This is a genomic window from Candidatus Methylobacter favarea, from assembly GCF_902806695.1.
Lineage (GTDB): Bacteria > Pseudomonadota > Gammaproteobacteria > Methylococcales > Methylomonadaceae > Methylobacter_B > Methylobacter_B favarea.
Window position 1 is genome coordinate 1 of sequence record NZ_CADCXN010000068.1, and the last position, 23682, is coordinate 23682.

Sequence of the window (23682 nt, forward strand, 5' to 3'; positions counted from 1 at the left end):
CAACCGCTTGGCTGGCGCTGACCCGTGATACCGGTCAGCTCACGCAGCTGACTCATTTTCCCTGGCTTCAATCCGCTCAGGCTCAGGTTAATTTTTGTCCGGGGGCTTTTTGAGATGCGTATTACATGGGATAGCAAAATTAAGACTAGTGTTAAAAGAGGTAACCTTGCGTATCTATTTCGAAAAAATAACCTTCTTGATGAATTCATTAAAAATCATTGGCAAGAAGGACGTGAAGAGAGAGGTATAACAAACCTTAAATTTATTGAAAAGATCAAAGAAGATTACGAAGTTTTTTGGGTTAATGAGGATGACGATCCGGATGAAGATGAGCAAAATGATCCTATCAGCCAAGTTATTGAAATGATGAATAAAATAATGGAAAACCATTTAAGGTGAGTTCGATTATCCTGCCCTGCCCGAGCGTACTATCCGGCTAAGCCTTAAAATCAAGACCTGGATACAAAGGCTTTTATCCGAAACGCCGTTGAGCAGTGATCAACAGCTTACCCGGATTGACGAGACATTATTTCAGCTGCAAGCAACTGTTAAGGACACGCTGCAACTACGCTGATGGCTGAGCAGTTTTGCCGCTGACGTTGAGGTTCTGAAACCATTGGCGTTGCCTGATGAATTTGCCGTGGCAGCAAGGTTATTAACGCAGCTATATCAATCCTGAAAGACGTTATATTTTCATAGATTCTCTTTCGCCGCAAAAACCAGGGTATTTCGTGGCATTCGGCCTTAGTGCTTGCGATTTTGACTGCCGTATGACTAGGCATAAAAAAATCCGCATACCCCATGTGATATGCGGATTTTTATCCAAGCCAAGCAATAGTTATTTATTTACAATACTGATGCCTTTTAACAAGGTCAGCGCCTCATATAAAGCATAGTCTTTCATTTCCAGAGGCTGATCCTTGTTTTTGTCCAATGCATTCACGCCTTGAATATCCGTGCTTTCTTTGCCATTTTGCAAATGATGTGATAGGTCAGCTTCTTTTACCGGACTAAACTCTGCCTTATCCAGGGATTCCAGCTTGAGATGCGCTAAAGCAATATCCGGCTCAATGCCTTCGGCTTGTATGGACCTGCCGGAAGGCGTGTAATACCGCGCTGTAGTCAGCTTAACGGCGGCTCCGTTACTCGTTGGCAATATAGTCTGCACTGATCCCTTACCGAACGATTTCTCGCCCATAATAACTGCACGCTTCTGATCCTGCAAAGCCCCGGCTACAATTTCCGAAGCTGATGCGGAACCGGAATTAATCAATACGATCATGGGGGCGCCGTCAATAAGATCGTCAGGAGCCGCATTAAAGCGCATTTCAGAATTCTCAATGCGGCCTTCTGTATAAACGATAAGCCCGCTTTTTAAAAACGCATCGCTTACTTCTACCGCGGCATTTAAAACTCCGCCAGGGTTATTTCTTAAATCCAGCACCAAGCCTTTTAAATTGCCTGCATTTTGTTTTTTTAGCTCAGCAAGTGCATCTTTAAGGCTCTCCCCTGTTCCAGATTGAAAGCTGCTGATACGTACGTAGCCATAGTTCTTTTCCAAAACCCGGCTTTTTACACTTTTAACTTTTATAATATCTCGGGCAATAGTGATTTTTAATGGCGCTTCTTCCCCCTCGCGAACTACAGTAAGCAAAATTTTACTGCCGGGCTCGCCTCGCATCATCTTGACGGCATCGGCCAAAGACATGCCTTTTACAGGTTTGTCATCAAGCCTAACAATAAGATCTCCGGCTTTAATCCCTGCTCTCTGAGCAGGAGTATCATCAATAGGAGAAACGACTTTTATAAAGCCGTTTTCCATAGTAACTTCTATGCCCAGACCGCCAAATTGGCCTGTGGTGCCTTCCTTTAATTCCTGATATTCTTCCGCAACGAGATAGGCGGAATGAGGATCAAGACCGCTGAGCATGCCGCGCACAGCATCTTCCAGTAACTTTTTGTCTGAGACAGGCTCAACATAATCTCTTTTAATTCGGCCAAAAATTTCTGTAAACGTCCGCAAATCTTCGTAAGGCAGAACTTCAGTATCGCCGGCTGCCTCTCCGTTATCGCGTTCAGCAAAGACACTGCTACAAATGCTTAAAAAAACACCCAGCATAATCCCCATGGACAAAATGAAAATATTTCTCTTTAGCATGTGTCTTAAGACTCCAAATATTCGATTTCCTGACATAATATTTCTAATGATTAATCTCTACTTTAAAGCACTGATTTTAAATCAGCTTACTGTCGACACCATTCAAGCGGATCAACCGGTTTGCCTTGCTTGCGTATGCCAAAATACAGCCCAGGCTGACTTCGGCCCCCGCTCTGTCCGACGGAGGCAATAATTTCACCTGCCTCTACCTTCTCCCCGACCTGCTTATAAAGACTCTGGTTAAATGCATAAAGCGTCATATACCCTTTGCCGTGATCTATTATCATAAGCATGCCATAACCTCTTAACCATTCAGCATATACTACCTCTCCTGTAGTAACAGCATGAATTTCTGTACCTTCTAGGGCATCTATTAATACGCCGTCCCAGTTGCCCTCCGCACGCGCGCTGCCAAATTTCTTTGCTAATTTACCACTAACCGGCCAGGGCAACTTACCCTTAAGCTGTGGAAAATCTTCCCTTTGCCACGACTCATCATTCTTTAGCGGGGAAAGCTCATTTTCCTGTTTGACAGTCAACTCAGAATTATCTGGAGTTAGCTGCAAAGAAGCAATCAGACTTTTCAATCGGGTTTCACTTTCATTTAATTGTCTTAATTGCTGTTCAGTGGCATACAAATCCTTATTTAAGTGCGTCAGCAGTTCCTGTCTTTGGAATTTGGCCTTATCCAAAATTGACTGCTCCGCTTCCTTTTGCTGTAAAGTTTGCTCTAAAAACCGGCTTTCATCCTGTTTTTGCTTATCCAGTCTGCTCAAATGCTTCAATGACTCTTCAATATCAATCAATTTAGCCAAACGCGCCGAGTTTAAGTATTTGTAATAAATCATCATTCTACTGGCCAGGGCAGGATCGCGCTGGTTGAGCAGCAACTTCAATTTTTCTTTTTGCCCCATCGCATAAGCAGCCTTTATTTGCCCGGCCAATTCCTCCCTTTGATTCGCAATCTGGTTCTGAAGAGCGTGGCCTTCCTGCCCAATATGAGTCAATTTCAGGCGCTGGCGTTCAATCTGCTGTTTCAGCTTTTTTAATAAAGCGGCTGTTTTGCCGTAGCTTTTTTCAATTTCAGCCAACTGGATATTTAATGTTTTTTGCTCAAGTTGAATGCGCTGCATATCTTGCTGCACCGCATTAATATTTGATTGAACCTCGCCCAGTTCTCTGTTTTTTTCTGCAACATTTGCGTTCCCCCCGCTTACTGATATGCCCAGCAAAAAAAAACAAAGAACTCTCTGTTTCCTCATTCACCCGGTCAACAAATAAGAAGTGATCTGCCAGTCATTTCAAGAGGCTTCTCGATTCCTAAAATAGCCAGCATGGTTGGCGCAATATCCGCTAGATTGCCGCCGGCAGCTAAGGGTCTGTCGCCGCCGACATATATCAAAGGCACCGGATTGGTGGTATGAGCGGTATGGGGCTGGCCGGTTGTTTTATCCACCATTTGCTCAATATTGCCATGATCAGCAGTCACCAGCATTCTTCCATTAACGCGCTGCAATGCCTCGACTACGCGTTGCATTGAAGCATCCACTGCTTCAACAGCTAAAACCGCCGCATCAATTATGCCTGTGTGACCGACCATGTCGCAATTGGCATAATTACAGATAATCACATCGTATTTTCCACCCGTAATGGCCTCGACCAAATGGTCAGTAACTTCCGCTGCATTCATTTCCGGCTGCAGGTCATAAGTTCTTACCTTAGGCGATGGCACTAATATTCTGTCTTCCCCAGGAAAAGGCGTATCAACGCCGCCATTAAAAAAAAACGTAACATGTGCATATTTCTCAGTTTCAGCAAGCCTTAATTGGCTCATCCCCAGCTTGGATAAAACCTCTCCCAGGCCATTTTTTAAGTCGCTTGCGGGAAAAGCCACATCATAATCAAAATCCTGATGATATTCGGTCAATGTACAGAAATAGCCTTTATGAGGCGCGCGGCCTCTATCAAATGCAGTAAATGTTTTGGCCGTTATTGCCTGCGATATTTCGCGGGCCCGATCTGCTCTGAAATTCATGAATACGACCGAATCTTCCAGGTCAAGAGCAACGGACTTACCGCCAGGGCCTAAAATAGCAGTTGGCAAAACAAACTCATCCGTCTCGCCGCGACTATAAGCTGACTCCAGACCTTTTAAAGCTGAATCGGCATAGACAGTGGCCTCTCCTTTAGTAAGAAGATCATAAGCGGATTTTACCCGGTCCCAACGATTGTCTCTATCCATTGCGTAAAAACGGCCGACAATCGAAGCTATCCTGCCCACCCCCAGTTCTCTGAATTTTGCTTCAAGCAATTCAATGGATGACGCCGCGCTCTTTGGCGGCACATCCCGTCCATCCAGAAAAGCATGCACATAAATTTTACGCAGGCCGCGCCTGGCCGCCAGCTCGACCATTGCTAAAATCTGATCTTCGTGGCTGTGCACACCGCCAGGTGACAGCAAGCCAAGAATATGCAGAGACTTGTCTTTCTCTTTAGCCTCATCTACGGCCCGGCAAAAGACCGGGTTGGAAAAAAAACTGCCATTTTTTATAGCATCATTGACTTTTGTGAGATCCTGAGGTACATACCGCCCCATTCCCATATGAACATGTCCAACCTCGGAATTTCCCATCTGGTCATCGGGCAATCCCACAACTGATCCTGAGCACTCCAGTAAAGCCATAGGATAGTCCCTCTGCAATCTGTTCCAGCAAGGCGCATTAGCCATGGCAATGGCATTATATTTTTTGTCCAGTGTATAACCCAATCCATCAAGGATTGCTAATACCACTGGCTTTGGCCGATTCGACTTCGACATCCTTATTCTCCTGATATTAAAATAAAATAGGTATTTGCCTTCTTAACTATAAATCAATTTATGCCCTGCTTTATTCTCTATTACCTAAAATGCATGAAAATAAGGTATCATTTTGTTGAAGTTACTAACTTTTGTAGGCTAATAACAGGGCGTAATCCCAAATAATGTCATTACTATATTAATACACGTTAGTGACCGTTGTGTATAAATAATTCTTGTCCGAATTCTTTTTAGAATTGGACTCTCTAAAGCCTTGGCCATAAGCAAGCTGCATGCCAGAATGTAAATAAGCTTTTTTGTATGAGGATGTCGACCTAGGCAGAACGACGCCCCGTTTGCCTGACTTACTACCTCATCGATGACGGGCCTATGCTACAGCTCATTCAAATAATGCAGCTTGCCTGTTCCGGGCATTGATTTATTTTCTATCTACTTGACTTAACCACACTATCATGGACCGTTATCTCGAATTTATTTTAAATCACTATATATTGTCTCTCGCTCTGGCTGTAGTTACCTATTTATTGCTGCAGGAGCTGTTTGACCTAGCCTTTAAAAAGTTTGGCTCTGTTTCGCCCTTGCTCGCTGTCGCAAAAATGAACGACGGCAATGCCACCATCATCGATGTGCGCGAACCACAGGAATTTACCCAAAGCCATATTGAAAATGCAGTCAATATCCCGTTAAGCAAATTACCCGAACAGCTTTCAAAACTGGAAGCGCATAAAAAAGAACCTGTGCTTATTGTCTGCCAAAATGGCGCCCGCTCGTCTTCGGCCGGCAAACTATTAACGAAAGCGGGGTTCGAACAGGTGTTTGTCATTACCGGCGGACTGCAAGCCTGGGAAAATGATTATAAATTACCGCTAAAAGTAAGCGGCAAGAAGATCAACGCTGAATTATCGAAATAATCACAGATAATTCTTAAGCCACTATTATCTCTACTAGAACTGTCACATGTCCGAAGCCAACACTGCTGTAGAAAAACAATTCTCCATTCAAAAGGTTTATACCAAGGATATATCTTTTGAAACTCCCAACTCACCCAGGATATTTACAGAGAAATGGGAACCATCCGTTGACTTTAACCTGGGCACTAATGTCGGGCCTTTGGAAAATTCCTTGTATGAAGTAGTGCTCACCATTACTATTACGGTAAAGAGCGGTGATTCAACGGCCTATCTTGTTGAAGTCAATCAGGCCGGCATTTTCTCCCTGAGCGGTTTTACCGAGCAGGAAATGAGCCCCATGGTGGGCAGTTTTTGTCCCAATATTCTTTTTCCTTACGCAAGAGAAGTCATTTCCGACCTTGTCGCCAAAGGCGGCTTCCCCCAACTGCTTTTAGCGCCGGTAAATTTTGACGCTTTGTATGCCCAGCATTTGCAAAAAGTCCAGCAACAAGCTCCGGGTTCAGGCGCAATCAATTAAATTGCCTGATGAATACAAAAATAGCGATTCTGGGCGCCGGTTCATGGGGAACTGCTCTGGCCATCCTGGCAGCGCGCAATGGCTGTCAAACTCTATTATGGGGTCGTGATCCAGACCATATTGCAGCGCTGGCGCGGGATCGGCAAAATAGGCGCTACCTTGCCGATCTGGCCTTTCCTGACAATCTTTTTGTTACTTCCGAGTTAGCGGAGGTAGGTAAATTCAGCAGTCTTGTGCTTGTTGTGGTACCCAGCCATGCCTTTCAAGAGACTCTGATCAAGCTCAAACCCTTGTTATCAAATCAGGTAAAAATAGCTTGGGCAACTAAAGGATTTAATCCTGAGGACGGTTCCCTGCTTCATGAAACTGTAGCCGACATTTTTTATCCGAAAACGCCCTCGGCCATCCTTTCAGGCCCTACTTTTGCGCGCGAGGTTGCAGCCGATCTGCCCACTGCAATCACTATTGCATCAGCTAATCAGGATTTCGCAAACCAGTTAGCAGGAATTTTACACCGGGGACGTTTTCGAACTTACACCAGTTCCGATATGGTCGGAGTAGAAGTTGGCGGCGCGGTAAAAAACGCCATGGCTATTGCCGCCGGCATTGCCGATGGGCTTGGCTTTGGCGCCAACACGCGGGCGGCGCTTATTACCCGAGGTCTTGCCGAAATTATCCGTCTCGGCGTCAAACTGGGCGGCAAACAGGAAACCTTTATGGGTTTGGCCGGCCTCGGCGATCTGATTTTAACCTGCACCGATGATCAATCCCGTAACCGGCGCTTCGGCTTAGCCTTGGGACAAGGCAAGGATAAAGCCGCTACGCTGCGGGAAATTGGCCAGGAGATTGAAGGTATTGCGGCTGCCAGAGAAACTTTTTTACTCGCCAGAAAACAGGGTATAGACATGCCGATTACTGAACAGGTCTACAAAGTTTTATATGACGACCTGGCGCCGCTCACCGCCGTACAAAACCTGCTGGCCCGCGATCCGAAACCCGAATCGTAAAACCGTTTTTTATAAGCTTCAGAATTTTAAGCGTCCACCTGAAAGAAGCGTTTCATATTTCTTGCACATTTGGCGAAGATAATAAATTATCAGCTGGCGATGCGGAATGTATAAATCGATTCGGGTAAAATTGTTTTTAACCTTGCTGCTGTCCACCCTTATTGTGGTTGCCGGCATGTATGCATTCATGCGCGAGTCGTTTGAACGCGGCTTTATGGTATTTGTCGAAACCCGGCAAAAAGAGCGCATAGACAACCTTATCGAAGCACTGGCCGACTATTATGCAAAGGATCAGGGATGGCGCAAACTGGCCAATAATAAAAGCAAGTGGATTGAAATATTGTCAAAAGCCAACCCGCATGGCCATTATCGTCCGCCTCCGGCCTGGCTAAAACAGGCAGCAGCCGAACCCGCCGCGGCGTGGCCGCCAAAATTGCCCGAAGCGTATTCAAAGCGCCATTTCATTCCTCTGGAAATGCGCGTCATGTTATTAAAGGCCGACAAAAGCATCCTCTTCGGGCGCCCCGAGCGGCTCTCGCACTTGTCTCTGAAACCCATTTATCAGGGCAACCAAAGCGTTGGCTTTTTAGGCGTTTTACCCGGTAAATCGCTTAACCAGCTGGGGGAAATCCAGTTCATGGAGCAGCAGACTGAAGCGTTTGTCTGGATTGCGGTGTTAATGATATCGCTCTCGGCCAGCCTGGCCTTGCTGCTGGCTTACATACTGGGCATGCCGCTCAAGCGCATTACCGCCGCGTCCAAGGCCTTGGCAATCGGCCGGTATGACACGCGGCTGCCGATTGATTCGCATGATGAACTGGGACAATTAGCGCATAACTTTAATGATCTTGCCGCAGCGCTGGAACAGGCCGAACAGACCCGCCGGCGCTGGGTTGCGGACATATCGCATGAACTGCGCACGCCATTATCAGTGCTGCGCGGGGAACTGGAAGCCTTGCAGGACGGCATTCGGCCATTAACCCGTGATGCAGTCGATTCGCTGTACGGCGATGTCATGCGGCTGAACCGGCTGGCGGAGGATCTCTACCAGTTGGCCCTGTCCGATCAGGGCGCGTTGAGTTATCGCAAAACGCAAACTGATCCTCTGGTTACTCTGGAAGAAGACCTCACTGCTTTTGCTCCCGAATTTGAACGACGGAATATTTCGGTAAAGCTGAAGAACCGGTTGGTCGAACCTTCCATAATTCACGCCGATCCGGACCGATTATCCCAGCTTTATCGAAATCTGCTGAAAAATACCGTGAACTATACCGATAAGGCGGGTCAATTGCTCATTACCGTTTCCCGCGTTGCCGATAAAATTTCGTTCAGTTTTCAGGACAGCGCGCCGGGAGTTATGGAAGAGGATCTGCCTAAATTGTTTGATCGCTTTTACCGGATCGAAAGCTCCCGCAGCCGCAGTCATGGGGGAGCAGGCTTGGGACTTGCAATTTGCCGGAACATTGCCGAGGCTCATAACGGCGCTATTTACGCGGCAGCTTCGCCGCTGGGCGGTCTTGAAATTAAAATGGAACTTCCGGTCTACTGATGAATACCATACTATCAAGCAAACGCATTCTGATCGTTGAAGATGAGATAAAACTTGTCTTCCTGCTGGAAGATTATCTGCATAACGCCGCCTTTAAAACCCACAGCTTTGATAATGGTCTGGAAGTCATACCCTGGCTCAAGGAAAACAGCGTGGATTTAATTCTTCTCGATTTAATGCTGCCCGGCCGGGACGGGCTGGATGTTTGCAGGGAAATCCGCAGCTTCAGCGCCGTCCCCATTATTATGGTTACGGCCCGTATTGAAGAAATTGATCGCTTGCTAGGCCTGGAACTGGGAGCCGATGATTATATCTGCAAGCCATTCAGCCCGCGTGAGATTGTGGCCCGCATTAAAGCCGTGTTACGCCGAACCCAGCCGCAGCCTGTATCGGCTCAGTCAAGTATTCTGGAACTGGACGCTTTCAGTTTCCGGGTTATTGCAGGCGGCCAGGAAGTGACACTAACCGCCGTTGAATTTCAACTGCTGCAGGTGCTGTATCAGCACTCGGGCCGGATTTTTTCACGGATACAATTAATGGACCGGATTTATCAGGATCACCGCATCGTTTCGGACCGGACTATCGACAGCCATATCAAAAAACTGCGCAAAAAACTCAGCGATTTGCTGCCCGAAGCAGAACTGATACATTCGGTGTATGGCGCCGGCTATCGCTACGAGCCGCAACCGAAAACGGCAGTTAATGGAGATATGTCCTAATCCCAAACTCCATATTCTTTCCACATTTGCTTCATTGTGCTTCCTTTTTTAACGGGTATCTTATTCATCAAGGACGGCAAATGACTGTTCTGCATCGACTATCTATTTTAACAACCGAGGTAATTAATGATGAATAAAAAACTGATAAGCATTATCGTCCTGACTTTAAGCCTTCCACTAGCCGCCCTGGCCGGACAAGAGCCGCAAGGCGATTTCAAGCGGCCTCATGGACAGAAAATCGAGCGCTTAACCCAGGAACTGGGTCTTAACCCGGAACAAAAAACCCAGGTCGAAGCTGTATTTAAGGAAAAAAAAGCCAAGTATAAAGCGTTACATGAAGAAACGCGGGGGCAACTGCAAAAGATTCTTACTCCAGAGCAAATGACCAAACTGGACGACATTCATAAACGCCGTCACGAGCAACGCGGCACAAAAGATACGCCTAAAGCGCAATAAAAACACAGCCGGCACGGCTCAGGAAAGAGCCTATGCCGGCATTCCCCTCATGACAGCAACGCCGTTAGCAGAGGCCGAAGATTATGCAGTTGTCTTTGTCTGCTTAAGCGGTTGGCAATTACGATGCTTTTTAATTCAGTCAGCGCCTGCTCAAAAACATTATTGACCACCAGATAATCGAACTCCTCGTAGTGACGAATTTCAGCCACTGCATCGCGCATTCGCCGGGCAATAATTTGTTCATCATCCTGGCCGCGATTTCGGAGCCGCTGCAGCAAAACCTCTGTCGAAGGCGGTAAAATAAAAATTGAGATGCTGTCCGGCAATAATTTTTTAACTTGCTGAGCGCCCTGCCAGTCGATTTCAAGGATGACATCGCTACCTTTTTTCAGGTTTTGTTCCAGAGTCTGTTGCGCCGTCCCGTAAAAATTATCAAAAACCTGTGCATATTCAAGAAAAGCCTGTTTTTCCTGCATGGCTTGAAAGTCTTCAATCGTAATAAAGTAATAATCCTGACCATTTGTCTCGCCAGTACGCATCGGACGGGTGGTGTGGGAAATGGATACGGTCAGGTTGTCCAAATCGGAAATCAGCTGCTTAACCAGAGTGGTTTTTCCGGCCCCGGAAGGTGCGGAAATAATATAGAGTTTGCCGTTATTCATGTGTATCTAAATATAAAGTAGTGTTTTAAGCTATTGAATTAGCAATTATATTTTTCAATAATCCTTTATTTTGGCATAGATATAAATCTAGCGCTCTCATTTTTTGGGGCATGAAGGCAATTATTGTACGACTCCTGAAATTCCAGGCTTTCCGGGCAGACATTATAAAATTTTATATTTAGATGCCGGCCATTGATTTTTAAAGCCGCGTGCTTAGAGCTTATGGGAAATTTTGATACCGGGTTGAAAAAATTGGCTTGTTTATTACAGGATGGCGCCGCTTTTTAATGACAACAAAACTCAAAAAACCTTTAATAGCGCCTTAATCCAAATCCGTCATAGACTTTTGAAGGTCGTCCTTGGCACATTATCCTCGCTGCCCACCATCAAGCAGACGGCTTCATTAGTCTTTTTCCTGAGGGCGCAAACGCTACAGTAATAATTCGCCAACGGCAGCTGATGGGTCGTCTGCCGACCCATGCTGCTGGTTCAATCAATTTTATCACATACCGATCCGCTGTGGGGAGGAGCCGATTCTTATCTGTACTACAGCACATCATCACCTAGCGAGCTACGCACCTGCCGGGATACGTTCTTAAGGCGTATAGAGGGAGAACCAATGAACCCCTGGTTTAACGCTGCTTTAATTACCCCTACCGTCTCCCCAGTTATCGTCGGTTATATTCGATTGCACATGACGGAGCGGAGCCGCTGTCATTTTTTTCATTATTTCTGGCAGCTTTTCTGGCTACCCTGGCTTTTGTTTCTGCTTTTGCGGTACACAACTATCAATATCGGGACCAATACCGATTTTGGGTTTAAACCTTTATTCTGTTTGGCTGGATCAGCGTGTGAAGAAGACGCCTCCCCTGGTAGAGGGAATATTCTCCCGCCGAAGCTTTTAACTCCTTACCTAAAAGGATCTATTATGAAGAGCGTCTCTATTGATGGAATCAGTGCTGTCCTCTTGGATCTTTTATTGATCCGATCGCAGTTACAAGCGGTTACTGGATTTGGTTCTTTAAAGGAACGCTTTATGATGACATCCGTGTACTTAATTTCTTCGACTTGTATATTTTGATGTTTTTATCTCCTTTAGCCTGGATGCTCGTCATTCGGCGGCTACAATGTGGCTTTACCAAGAAAATCGTTGCTTCCATTGCAGCTTTAGCTCCACTGATCGTCTAATCGTTCAAGGGCATAATCTGGTGTTTAACTTTCACTTCCGGAGTGTTCGATATGCTAAGATGGGGATCATGGGTAACTTTGAGAATGAGAGTTTAAAATATACAACTATGAAGGGATATACGCTATATACCTCTCTTGAGCCCTGCCCTATGGGCCTAGTGCGGTTAAGCATCGCCGACATAAGCAGAGTAGTATTTGCAGCAGTCGATGTCACAGGCTGCATGGGCCGCCGGTTAAATAGCCTACCCCCTTTTGGCTTGAGTTGGCGCACAGGAAAAAATTTGCTCGGGCCCGGCAGGCAGGGCCTGATTAATGCTGTTGCCCAGATCTTCTTTCTCAACGTGGATACATTAATCGCAAATATCAAGGCAAGATGAGCCCATCAACCCACAAATACCGCCGTAGGGTGTCAACACTATTCCGGTCCCTAAAGTAGACCCCATAGTCCAGACAAAAAATACCTTTGCCACGGGAAACAAGGTAAACTCGGCAAGCGATATCGCGCAGGACAAAAAAATCAGCTAGCAGCTAGGAAAGGTGACCAATGCTATATAATATTGTGGAATACTATGTAGTGCAAGCGTTAGACCATCTGCAGCAGCAATCTCAACAGATTAATAAAGATTGCGAGGAGCGCTTATCCTGATTGATGACCAAGCATATTAATGTACTAGGGCAGTACTCATTCAGATCGGCAGAACGGCTCATAAAAAAATAACTTAGGCTATTAAACCAGCTTTCGGAAATATGTTCAATCGTTAGCGTAAGAGAAGAATCAGACCCTCATGCGTTACATACTTGTTGGACTTGAACAAATGATTTGTTGTTATTAGAATGCTCAAAAATTCCTAGAAGCAGGGACTACATGCACACGAGCGGAATAATTCCGGGCCAGTTTCCTGAACCGGGATTAAATTTGACGGCAGTGTTTGCTTTTTAAAAAGCAATCACTCAAACGGCGCTGCTTATAAATAAACCCGTCACAGCTACGGGATGGTTTACGGTGGCTGTAAGGCGGAATCACCGCCTCAACAGCTTAAGCCCTGAAGGGTGTCAATAAACACATGGCTGTCATAGTCTTTAGAAGAGGCTGTTCCATTTGCCCTTTCTCTAAAAATGAGGGTAAATTTCGATAGCACTTATTAAGACAGTAAATGGCAATTTATCCGGGCTCAATATTACGGCATCGGCTCTAGTTGATACATCACAGCGTCCTGAGCAGTATCTATTGATGGTGACGACCTAGCGCCAGTTTACAATTTGGAAAGGCACAAGCAAAATTGGAACTTACGGAAAAATGATTAATTTTGTCACCAGAACATTGACCGATTAAAAGATCATGGGCCTTTTTTATTGATGCAGAATCGTCCGGAACGATGGAGCAATATTTATCCCCTTACAAGACAGGATGTTACCCACTGAACAAACTTGGGCAAACCGCTTTATGAATAAGATCCTGATCAATGACTTATAGTTTGCCGGTAATTGAAGATGCCGACAGGCATACAGTATAAGTCTCAATCAGGGATGTTAACGGCTCAACAAATACGGGATAGTCGAGCAAAATGAGTTTTGGCAGTTTACAGACACCGCGGCCAAACCAGCTATGCCAACCCTAACTCAATGACTGGACTACCGTCTAGCATTTATCTTGCATTATAATTAGATATGAATTTTCTTAAGATTTAGTTGATGTTTAAAAATATACTCATTGTTTGTGTCGGAAATGTATGCAGGAGCCCAATGGCAGAAGGCTTGTTAAAACAAGCACTTATCGCCTCTGGAAAAGCTGATTACGTAGTGAGCTCTGCAGGTCTTGGGGCATTAGTTGGGCATGCCCCGGATGTGAAAGCCTGTCAGCTGATGATGAAAAAAGGCATCGACATTTCAGGCTATCGGGCGCGCCAGTTGAATAAGGATATAATCCGTAAGGCTGATCTTATTCTGGTTATGGAATCGTTTCACAAAAGCGCCATCGAAAAAATTGAACCTTATGCAAAAGGCAAAATTTTTCACCTCGGCAATTGGGGAAATTTCGATATTCCCGACCCTTACCAACAAAATTTATCAGCTTTTGTAACATCGTTTAATTTAATTGAGCGAGGCGTATCCGAATGGTTAAAAAAATTATAATGGAAATTATAAAACTGACTACACTTTATTAAAACTCTATTTATTCCGCTTCTTACCTTAACAATATCTCTAATTGGATATCTAATTCTATGCGCATCAAAGCTTTACTGATCCTGATTACAATAGACCAACTTTGCGCCTGCACCATCATACCAGGACAGCATATAAGCCATTTTTCCTCTCAATCGAGCGTAGAAATGCCAGTTACTGAAAACAATAAAACCATTTTAAAAAAGCTGAATATTAAACTGATTACAGCTCAGTTAATTGTTGACTTAGAAAAAGATTTAAACAATCGTAGCTTGGGTGCTAACAATATTGCCAATCTTTATTATAACTATCGCATTGGTTCTAAAGCTAAAAAAGGCGCGCCCCTCGCCCACTCCAGCCAATATCTTGTCGGTCCCCGGGATATTCTCACTATAACCGTTTGGGAGCACCCTGAGTTGACTATCCCTGCCGGTGAATTTCGCTCGGCAGAAACAGCGGGCACAATTGTTGGCGAAGACGGTAATATTTTCTATCCCTATGCCGGCGTAATAAAAGCGGCCGGGAGAACAGTTGAAGAAATCCGCCAACAATTAACCGAAAAACTTTCGGTATATATAGAACAAGTTCAGCTTGACGTACGCATAGCCAGTTATAGAAGTCAACGGGTTTATGTGGTCGGAGAAGTTGCCACTCCGGGTATCCAATTGGTAAAAGATATACCATTGACCGTTTTGGAAGCCATCAATAGTGCCGGCGGCTTAAGTCCGGAAGCAGATTCACGAAATATAACGTTAACTCGCCACGATAAAACCTACAGCATCAATTTACTGTCTCTTTATGAAGGCGGTGATCTCAGTCAAAACGTGCCGCTTGAACACGGTGATGTGCTGAATGTGCCGGATAGGCAATTTAATAAGGTTTTTGTGTTAGGGGACTCAAATATTCTTAATAGCTTTGCTTCTGGTACAAATAGCGCTACAAGATCACGCAGTGTCTTTATGAATAAAGGGAGAATGACATTGACTGAAGCAATCAGTGACCAGGGAGGCATTAATATGGAAGTAGCGGATGCGGCCAGAATTTTCATCTTTAGAGGTGGGCTTGGGAGGCCCGAAATATTTCATTTGAATGCCAAATCACCCGATGCCTTATTGTTGGCTGATCGTTTTCCATTACAGCCGCGTGACGTTATTTTTATTGACCGCGCACCAGGTATTCGCTGGAATCAAATCATCAATCAAATCCTACCTACTGTTACGCTGTTGAACTCGTTTGTTCAACCATTTGACCCCAACCGATGATTCTGGATGAGATGTGTGGATCTTTAGACTACGGATTAGCTGTATCAGGCAGGTTGCGCTCATCCCGCAAAACTTTAACGGTTTGGGTTCGCTTAATATCAGGTTAATGCATAACTTACTCGTTTATTAGTAATGGCTATTGCAAAAATATAAATTAAAGCGTGTATTTCCGTTTGCCTATAGCCAATGCAATATTTATTGCAAAATAACCACTTCAATTTAATTCAACTAAACAATTTTTTAAGTATAAAATGCAAAAACCTTTTTTCGATAATAGCAACCTCGCAGTCAATTACTTACCAAATGAAAAGGACGATAAAGTCGATTTAAGTGAAATTATAGCCATACTGCTTGATAACAAATGGCTTATCGCTTTGACTACCGCAGTCGTGCTGGCTATCGGTACAGCCAAAGTCTTTATTGACCGTCCCGTTTATAAATCCGATGCCATGTTGCAAGTCGAAGCGCAATCACAAGCACTCAGAACCCTTGAACCAGGTGTTTCCATACAAAAAACAGAGATACCCGTAATGGCAGAAGTTGAGCTTATCAATTCACGAATGGTATTAGGGGAAGCTATTAGAAATCTTGGTTTAAGTATTATCGCTAAACCAAAATATTTTCCTATTATCGGAGAGGCTATTGCCAGACATTATGAACAGTCCAATAAAGACAATAAAGTTTCAAATGCATTCTTAGGAAGAACACAATATGCATGGGGCGGTGAATCCATCCGCGTCGACGCCTTTATGGTGCCATCCAACTGGCTCAATAAAAAGTTCATATTGATGGCAGCAAGCAAACAAGGCCATTTCCAGCTCATGCTTGAAGGAGAGCTAATATTAGAAGGTGAAGTAGGTAAACTGGCCAGCAAACAACTGAAAGGCGAACAACAATCCCTCATGCTGTTTGTCCCATTATTAAAAGCCCGGCCGGGTACTGAATTTACTGTTATGCGATTATCTGAAGACAAAGCGATAAATGAATTAAAAGAAAATCTTCTCGTCACTGAAAAAGGCAAACTTACCAGGATTCTCGAATTGACCCTGGAAGCCGACAAACCTGAATTGGCCGTACAGATATTAAATCAAATCGTTAATATTTATATCCGCCAAAACGTTGAAAAAAAATCAGCGGAAGCACAAAAAACACTGGAATTCCTGAATGAGCAGATGCCCTTGCTTAAAGAGCGACTGGCTGAAGCAACAACAGCTTTAAACGACTACAGAACCCGCCAAGGCTCAATTGATTTAGATCTCGAAACACAAGGCATTTTAAAAGGCGTGGTGGAACTAAAAACTGAAATCACGAAACTGCAGCAGCAACGTGATGAGCTAAGGCAAAAGTTTACTGAATCGCATCCTTCCATTGTTTCCGTTGATAAGCAAATTGCCCGATTGCAAGGTCAGATGAATAATCACGAGCAAAAAATTGAAGCTTTACCAGAAACCCAACAAGTCATATTAAAGCTGGCTAGAGACGTTCAGGTCAATACTGAACTCTACACCACTTTACTTAACAACTCTCAGACACTTCGTGTCGCAAAAGCTGGCGCAGTACCGGATGTAAGAATTATCGATTATGCTATATCGCCCACGTTGCCTATAAAACCCAAAAAAGTACTCATCATGGCGTTTTCACTCATCTTGGGATTGATCTTAGGCATAGCTTTAACTTTTATTCGCAAAGCATTACGCCGTGGCATCGAGGACCCCGATTTAATAGAAAAAGAATTGCATATTCCGGTTTATGCAAGCATTCCTCATAGTGTTGATCAAGAAAAGCTCAATAAAAAGATTAAAATAAATCATCCACGAAAAGTAAAAGAACCTTTAATTTTGGCGGTGCAAAATAAAGAGGATCTAGCCATAGAAAGCTTGCGCAGCTTACGAACTACTTTGCATTTTGCTTTTTTAGAAGCGCAAAACAATATTATTATGATTACTGGTCCTAGCCCAGGAGTTGGAAAAACCTTCGTATGCATTAATCTTGCCGTCGTTTTGGCCGAGGCTGGTAAAAAAATTTTGTTAATCGATGGTGATATGCGCAAGGGTTTTATCAATAAGATTTTCGACATTGGTAGAGAAAATGGACTTTCAGAGCTCATTTCAAATACTATTTCAGGCCGGGCTCCCAAATGGGATGTAACGATTCATAAAACACCGATAGTCAATCTGGACTTTATCCCCAGCGGATCTATACCGCCCAACCCCTCAGAATTACTGTTGCATGAACGGTTTGGTCATTTATTGGAAAACATTAGTAAGAATTACGACCATGTCATCATTGACTCGCCGCCTATTTTAGCAGTTACCGATGCAGCAATAATTGGACGTAGGGCTAGTGCAACATTAATGGTTGTTAGAGCAGGTCAACACCCCATGCGAGAGTTGGAACAAAGCGTCAAGCGTCTAACTCAGGGCGGTGTCCCTTTAAAAGGTGTCGTGTTTAATGATTTACCTAAAGCCTCCTCGCGCTATGGATACGGATATGGACAATACAAATATATTTATCAATATAGTTACAATAAAGCTAACTGATGTAACCATAGATGAAATATCTATATCTGCATTTACTGCGGTTACCCTTACCCTAGCTGGGGGGAACTCTATTTTCATATTCTGACAACAGAACTATAGCGGTCCCCGGAATCCGGACAATAGTATAAGCCAGGCTCTGAGCTAAATCAGAGAGCAAAAATCAGTGAAAGAAACGGCAGATGTTTATAGTGCTCAAAAAGCCAAGATTGCCATAGCAGCCGTAAAAAGCATCAAGACGATCAATGAAATTACCCAAGAACACAGTATCCGCCCGAGTCGTCGGGTGAGTCCATGGAAAAAAGACCTGTCGGCGAAGACGGGCAGCTTGTTGGAAGGCAAGCGCGGGCCGAAACCCATCAACGTGCAGAGCGATCCTGAGCATTCGCCAGGATTGGATACTTGAACAGGGAGCACTGCTATCGCCTATATCCGCTTACCGCGCGAGTTTGTTTATCGGCTCGCGATGCCTTTACCGGGGGCTTGCTGACAACCGCATCCCGATCAGTAGGGAGGGGCGAGGCCGGGCCCTGGATAATATTTTGGCCGAGCGGCTGTGCCGGACGCTTAAATATGAACACGTGTATTTAAAGCCCCAGCAACAGGCAGGATGTTGATGGGATTTGCCAATCTCTCCACTTCTATAACCAGGAACGCTGGCATCAAGCACTTGCTTGCCAAGTGCAGCCGGAAGTCTATACCAAGGCTAGGGGCAGTAGGGTCAAGATCATCGACAAAATCAACGGTACGGGTGAAATATCAGAGACTGTGCTGAAAACGGGGACCGCGCCATTCAGCTGGAGTGTGATCACGGCTCTATCTTTAATAACCTGAGTTCAGTTTAAGCATTCTGTAAAAGGGGTAGTAAATCAGCCTTACATAATTGAAGAGCCGGCTTTTTATCCTGATTTTTTCCTGATCGGGATAAGCCGGTAAACTGGCCATGATAGGGGACCTGTAAGGGCTCAACGAGCGATGCTTCGAATGCTCAAGATCGCCAATATTCTTGAGCTGATCATTGAGGGTTTCGATGAGGCTGCGCTTGCTGCAGTAATTGATCAAAGGTCTCCCTAGCCTGAGCTTTCAGTTGTTTTTCAGGGCGGTCATCAGTTTAAGATCCTGGACCGTCAACAGCCGGGTTAATTCTTTGGAAATAGTGTCTCGGTCGCCTAACAGCTTGCCGGTCGATGACTTGCCGCGCCCTGCTTTCCTGACCCGGGTTGGGTGCCGTGACATACGGATAGTCTTGCAGACTTTCAGGGGCATAGCATCAATAAAAGCGCTGCCTGCGAAGACGACTGTTCATAGAGGCGGTAATGGGCGCTAACAGGTCTGGCATCATTCGGTAAAGCGATTATAGCTCACCCCCGTTAGGCAAGCCGGATGACCCATAGCAGTGTACAGGCTTCAGGTAAAACCCTATGCAGAGGTTCGAAAGCCTGACTGATGGCAAGCCATTAAAATCATGATCCTTTCGCTATAGCTCATGCGATGCGGGGGATGACCTTTCTTCCCGCCTTGAATGAGTTGATTCTTTTGCCATTCAACTATTAAAGGTTCGGCAAAAATTGTCCGCATCGCAGAATAGGTGTGTTAATTTCACCACTAGCAGGTGTTTTGTTTGAGCAAGTGAGCCTCGAAAACTTATTTTCTCCTTGTTATAACAAAAACCTGCTTCTTTTTTTATCCCGAACTCAGGTTAACTAACAACAAGGAGATAATCTAGTTATCTTAATCCGGCCAGTTAAATATTTGCCAATTCTTTTGGAGCGGGAGGTAAATTAGGAAATACTCTTGCAATTATGGCGCTTCCAGGGATAAGTACAACCCAAACGGTGACAAAAATTATCAGAAAATAATTTGTCAAACTCTTGTTATCAATATACCACTTCTCCACTTCTCCCTTGTAAGGGGTTATGACTGTATCATAGAAAATCTCTGGATCGTTTGCCTCATGGAGCAAGCTTTCTTCATCCCGAAAAATAATGGATCCAATACCCGAAAGACCAGGACGAACTTTCACAATCTGCCTTTGTACGTCGTCAGTAAAAGCCTCAAAACAACGCAGTGTTTGAGGACGGGGACCAACAATACTCATGTCGCCAAAAAAAATATTTAACAATTGCGGTAACTCATTTATCTTGGATTTACGTAAGAATCGTCCCATAGGCAAAATACGTGGATCATTTTTAACTGTGACTGTACCCGTACCTATGTGGGGACTATCCTTCAACATTGTAGCAAATTTTAGTAAATCAAACATTTTTCCATTGAGTCCGACTCTTTGTTGCGCAAAAAATACCTCTCCTTCTCCTGAAAACTTAAGAATTATGGCTATAGGAACCAATAACGGAGAGAGTATGATCAAAGCCAACCCTGAAAAAAATATATCAAATAAACGCTGTATATTGCATCCTATCATCAAAGTAAATTCCTATTTTTTTGACCCAAATATAAAATTATCTATCAAACGAAGCCTCGAAATGAGAGACTTTGCTCTTTGATGTGTGAAAAAGATACTTGAGAAAAAATCTTATTTGCTATTGTTGAACTCCGCTTCCTTTTTAATAATACCGATGCCATGAAAGCACTGCATTTCCTAGATTTCAGTGGAATAAGTAAAATTGTACTTGTCAATTCCCTTAAATTTCATTGAAATATTTAGCTTGTATTTTTTGTCTTTTCCTTTGTGGATGCTACAGGCACGCTGGAAGGTATATTAACAATTCGCTCTTCCAGCCAAGTAGCGTTAGGCAATCCATCATTCTGACAATGCTTGAACATATCCAGGTGATTCATCAAGCGCCAAATGGGCCGGGTCATTACTCCATTGGCATTCGTATGTTGAAGAAATTCATTACGCTGATTTAGCGAGTCAAATTGCAAAGCATTTAGCCAATAATTGGATACACAACCTTTAGGTTCATTTATAAACGCGATCTTACTTTTTGAGAAAAATGACTCATACTGCAGAGCCAATTCTCGCTTGCGCATAATAAAATAATCTAACTGTTCCATCTGAGCACATCCTAATGCCGCATTCAAATTTGGCAAACGATAATTATAGCCCACTTCATCATGAACATACTCGAAAGGGTGCGGAATTTTAGCGGTAGTGGTGATATATTTAGCCCGCTCTGCCAAGTCGGCGTCGTTGGTAATAATCATTCCACCCCCACCTGTGGTAATGATTTTATTGCCGTTGAAACTCAATATACCCATTAAACCAAAGGTGCCAGAGTGCTGCTCATTGATGTAACTACCTAATGATTCTGCAGCATCTTCAACTACGGGGATATTGTAATCCTTACAAACGGCAACAATTGAGACAATATCGCAGGGTTGCCCAAAAGTATGCATAGGGACACATGCAGATAAACGGCGTCCACTAGTTTTATTATATGCCACCCCATTTCTCAACTCAGCGTGCTCATACAAAAAAGTTTTGACCGCATCGTAACTCATACCCAATGAAGATTGATCCACATCCACAAATACAGGCAATGCGCCGATATAAGATACCGCGTTACACGTTGCTATAAAGGTAAGAGGCTGACTAATCACTTCGTCATCCCTGCCTACACCGGCCAATTTCAGGGCGACATGCAGCGCTGCAGTGCCATTAACAGTCGCAATGGCGTATTTGGCGCCCGTGAAAGCGGCTATCTTTTGTTCAAATTCTGTCACTTTCGCACCTACTGAAGAAACAAAATTCGAATCAATACATTCGTTAAGATAAGTTTTCTCATTCCCTGCAAAAACTGGTCTGTGCAGTAATACTGGAAATTCAGGTGCATAAACTGATTTCGCAAAATCTTCAAACTCATTTAATATATGTGATATTTGACTCATATAAATCTCAAAATTAAAAATCGGGTAATTTCTTTGACGTAAGCTACTGACTATTCTTATAAATAATCAGTTAAACCTACAGGCTGCGTTAATATAAACAACTGTAACTTAAGTTGGCTCATTCAAACTTTCAAGATGACAAAAAGTTAGGTTTAATTCAGCTAATCCCCATCTTGTTGAGCATAACTTGATTTACCTTATGTACATCATATTTTTCTTCAGCGATTTCACGTGAACGCTGTCCCATCCGTAAAATCATCTCTTCATTTTTTATAAATCTTAGCATTGCCTTTGCCAATTCATTCACAGAACCTACGGGTACAAGCAACCCATTATCTTCAGTGCAAACCGTTTCTCTGCAGCCTGGAGCGTCGGTTGTAATAATCGCCCGCCCCATAGACATAGCCTCCAGTACGGAGCGAGGTGTACCTTCACGGTAAGAAGGCAGCACATAGACGCTGCACTGGGCAATAGCTGGTCGAACATCGGCTAGCCGACCGATATTTTCGATGGTACCCTCTGCTATCCATGTATCTAGTTCCTGTTGTGCAATAGCGCTGGGATTTTCATCAAGCCATCCCACTAAGGTAAAACGAACTTCAGGATATTTCGCTTTGACAAGCTTGGCGGCGGCAGCGTACTCGCGGATACCTTTGTCGATCAAAAATCTGGCAATCATTAAGAAACAAGGAGTGCCTTTAGGTATAGGTGTATATTTATAATAGTCTACATTAACACCGGAACCGTTAACTACACAGGTAGGGGCGTTAGGTTTCAAAATCCCTAACTGATGAAATAAGTGAAGATCATCCGGATTTTGAAAAAATATCATATGCGCTCCACTAAGTGAAATAGCATATAGTCTCTGAACCAATCGACGTAATAAACCACGCTGGTTTTTTTCACCTTGGAAGGCATAACCGAGCCCTGAAATCAAAGCAAAACGATGAGGCACCCCAGCTATTGAAGTAGCAATCATGCCATAAATTACTGGCTTTATCAGGTAAGCAAATACTGCTTCTGGTCTTATTGCCTTAATTAATTGCAACAACTGCCAAGTTGTGTGTAGATCTGCTAGAGGATTCATGCCAGCTCGCTGCATTGCTACCTTATGGAGCACTAGCCCTTTTTTCAATAATTTGTCGTGCAAATCACTATTTGCTTCCAAATCCGGTAAGGCGACATGCACCTGAATGCCACGTTCCAAAAGAGCATTAATTAAATCGCCGCGAAATGGCAATAGATCATCGGCAAAGCCGGCAATTATTAGAAATTTCATTGATGGGACAGCTATGCCTGAAATGTCTACTAACGCATTCATGCTAGGGTCTCTTGCTGATGCCAGGCAGAAGAAATGTCACTGATAGTTAAACCTGGATATGAGCAGCCTTTACCTGACTCAGCATGGCCCCCCACCTCGCCATCATTAGATTCTCGATAACATCTAGCTGATCCCATTTGCCGTAACAACCCCAGCCATTGTGTTAAGGGTAATAAAGAAGAAGCACTAATAAATCCAGGAAATACACGCATTAGATAAACACTCTTAAAATTTCTACAGTACAATATCAAAGACACAAACCAGCAAATCATCGTCGCCTAAGTGGGTAAATAAAGGATCCAGCTTTTTGCGAGGCGTAGGCACTCATTCCCAACGGCCAATAAGGGGCAAAGTACCTTGGAAGCCAGCCTGTTCAAAAATTTAAATCATTTCGATAAAAAAGACGCGGTTGGTATAAAACCGAGAATTGCGAAAAACCGCATCTTCCCACTTCGCCTCGGAAAATTTCAGGTTATTCAGTGCATCCCCTATATAATCCTTTAAGTCAATACGATTAACGCTGACTCCATTGTGCTTCAATATTCTAGATACATCATCTACC

At 44.0% G+C, this 23682-nt stretch carries 19 protein-coding genes and 1 pseudogene; 12 read left to right on the forward strand and 8 right to left on the reverse strand.

Going from position 1 to position 23682, the window contains the following annotated elements; all coding sequences use genetic code 11:
- Window positions 1-114 precede the first annotated feature (114 nt).
- Entirely contained in the window at window positions 115-399 is a 285-nt protein-coding gene (locus HUX64_RS10290) for a hypothetical protein (RefSeq protein ID WP_174626149.1), read from the forward strand.
- A gap of 439 nt (window positions 400-838) precedes the next feature.
- Here HUX64_RS10290 and HUX64_RS10295 read toward each other — a convergent pair whose 3' ends face one another.
- From HUX64_RS10295 to gpmI, 3 genes are all read right to left on the reverse strand, one after another.
- Window positions 839-2158, reverse strand: coding sequence for a S41 family peptidase (locus HUX64_RS10295; protein ID WP_174626150.1), 1320 nt, complete (start codon window positions 2156-2158; stop codon window positions 839-841).
- Between the two features lie 86 nt (window positions 2159-2244).
- On the reverse strand, window positions 2245-3291 hold the full coding sequence (locus HUX64_RS10300) for a murein hydrolase activator EnvC family protein (protein WP_246246986.1): 1047 nt from the start codon (window positions 3289-3291) through the stop codon (window positions 2245-2247).
- A 137-nt stretch (window positions 3292-3428) separates the two neighbouring features.
- Window positions 3429-4976 (reverse strand): 2,3-bisphosphoglycerate-independent phosphoglycerate mutase, encoded by a 1548-nt coding sequence (gene gpmI, locus HUX64_RS10305; RefSeq protein ID WP_174626152.1) that lies wholly within the window; start codon window positions 4974-4976, stop codon window positions 3429-3431.
- A 452-nt stretch (window positions 4977-5428) separates the two neighbouring features.
- On the opposite strand from gpmI, the gene HUX64_RS10310 reads away from it, so the two are divergent.
- The 6 genes from HUX64_RS10310 to HUX64_RS10335 all read left to right on the forward strand — a co-directional run bounded on the left by HUX64_RS10310 (window position 5429) and on the right by HUX64_RS10335 (window position 10135).
- Window positions 5429-5887, forward strand: a complete 459-nt coding sequence (locus tag HUX64_RS10310) for a rhodanese-like domain-containing protein (protein WP_174626153.1) — start codon at window positions 5429-5431, stop codon at window positions 5885-5887.
- Window positions 5888-5933: 46 nt separating this feature from the next.
- Window positions 5934-6404 (forward strand): protein-export chaperone SecB, encoded by a 471-nt coding sequence (secB, locus tag HUX64_RS10315; protein WP_174626154.1) that lies wholly within the window; start codon window positions 5934-5936, stop codon window positions 6402-6404.
- An 8-nt stretch (window positions 6405-6412) separates the two neighbouring features.
- Window positions 6413-7411, forward strand: a complete 999-nt coding sequence (locus HUX64_RS10320) for an NAD(P)H-dependent glycerol-3-phosphate dehydrogenase (protein WP_174626155.1) — start codon at window positions 6413-6415, stop codon at window positions 7409-7411.
- A 106-nt stretch (window positions 7412-7517) separates the two neighbouring features.
- Window positions 7518-8960, forward strand: a complete 1443-nt coding sequence (locus HUX64_RS10325; RefSeq protein ID WP_174626156.1) for an ATP-binding protein — start codon at window positions 7518-7520, stop codon at window positions 8958-8960.
- Entirely contained in the window at window positions 8960-9679 is a 720-nt protein-coding gene (locus HUX64_RS10330; protein WP_174626157.1) for a response regulator, read from the forward strand. Before HUX64_RS10325 ends, HUX64_RS10330 begins: the two co-directional genes overlap by 1 nt.
- Before the next feature lie 126 nt (window positions 9680-9805).
- A complete protein-coding gene (locus tag HUX64_RS10335) occupies window positions 9806-10135 on the forward strand; it encodes a hypothetical protein (protein ID WP_246246987.1) in 330 nt (109 codons plus the stop codon).
- A 47-nt stretch (window positions 10136-10182) separates the two neighbouring features.
- On the opposite strand, the gene gmk is transcribed toward HUX64_RS10335, so the two are convergent.
- A complete protein-coding gene (gmk, locus tag HUX64_RS10340) occupies window positions 10183-10797 on the reverse strand; it encodes a guanylate kinase (RefSeq protein ID WP_174626158.1) in 615 nt (204 codons plus the stop codon).
- A 478-nt stretch (window positions 10798-11275) separates the two neighbouring features.
- Between gmk and HUX64_RS10345 the strand changes: the two genes are divergently transcribed.
- The 5 genes from HUX64_RS10345 to HUX64_RS10365 all read left to right on the forward strand — a co-directional run bounded on the left by HUX64_RS10345 (window position 11276) and on the right by HUX64_RS10365 (window position 18353).
- Window positions 11276-11878: a hypothetical protein gene (locus HUX64_RS10345; protein ID WP_217426496.1), complete on the forward strand. Its 603-nt coding sequence runs from the start codon at window positions 11276-11278 to the stop codon at window positions 11876-11878.
- A 1799-nt stretch (window positions 11879-13677) separates the two neighbouring features.
- Window positions 13678-14118 (forward strand): low molecular weight protein-tyrosine-phosphatase, encoded by a 441-nt coding sequence (locus HUX64_RS10350; RefSeq protein ID WP_174626160.1) that lies wholly within the window; start codon window positions 13678-13680, stop codon window positions 14116-14118.
- A gap of 89 nt (window positions 14119-14207) precedes the next feature.
- Window positions 14208-15410 carry a polysaccharide biosynthesis/export family protein gene (locus HUX64_RS10355; protein ID WP_174626161.1) on the forward strand — a complete coding sequence of 401 codons (1203 nt, stop codon included), beginning with the start codon at window positions 14208-14210 and terminating at the stop codon, window positions 15408-15410.
- Between the two features lie 251 nt (window positions 15411-15661).
- Window positions 15662-17950 (forward strand): polysaccharide biosynthesis tyrosine autokinase, encoded by a 2289-nt coding sequence (locus tag HUX64_RS10360; protein ID WP_174626162.1) that lies wholly within the window; start codon window positions 15662-15664, stop codon window positions 17948-17950.
- A gap of 163 nt (window positions 17951-18113) precedes the next feature.
- Complete coding sequence (locus HUX64_RS10365; protein ID WP_174626163.1) at window positions 18114-18353, forward strand: hypothetical protein; 240 nt, start codon at window positions 18114-18116, stop codon at window positions 18351-18353.
- 435 nt (window positions 18354-18788) lie between these two features.
- On the opposite strand, the pseudogene HUX64_RS20420 reads toward HUX64_RS10365, so the two are convergent.
- The 4 genes and pseudogenes from HUX64_RS20420 to HUX64_RS10395 all read right to left on the reverse strand — a co-directional run bounded on the left by HUX64_RS20420 (window position 18789) and on the right by HUX64_RS10395 (window position 23120).
- Window positions 18789-19553: pseudogene (locus HUX64_RS20420) on the reverse strand (transposase).
- Between the two features lie 138 nt (window positions 19554-19691).
- Window positions 19692-20369, reverse strand: coding sequence for a sugar transferase (locus tag HUX64_RS10385; protein WP_246246989.1), 678 nt, complete (start codon window positions 20367-20369; stop codon window positions 19692-19694).
- Window positions 20370-20608: 239 nt separating this feature from the next.
- Window positions 20609-21799 (reverse strand): LegC family aminotransferase, encoded by a 1191-nt coding sequence (locus tag HUX64_RS10390; RefSeq protein WP_174626167.1) that lies wholly within the window; start codon window positions 21797-21799, stop codon window positions 20609-20611.
- Between the two features lie 157 nt (window positions 21800-21956).
- A complete protein-coding gene (locus HUX64_RS10395) occupies window positions 21957-23120 on the reverse strand; it encodes a glycosyltransferase family 4 protein (RefSeq protein WP_217426498.1) in 1164 nt (387 codons plus the stop codon).
- Window positions 23121-23682: the final 562 nt, after the last annotated feature.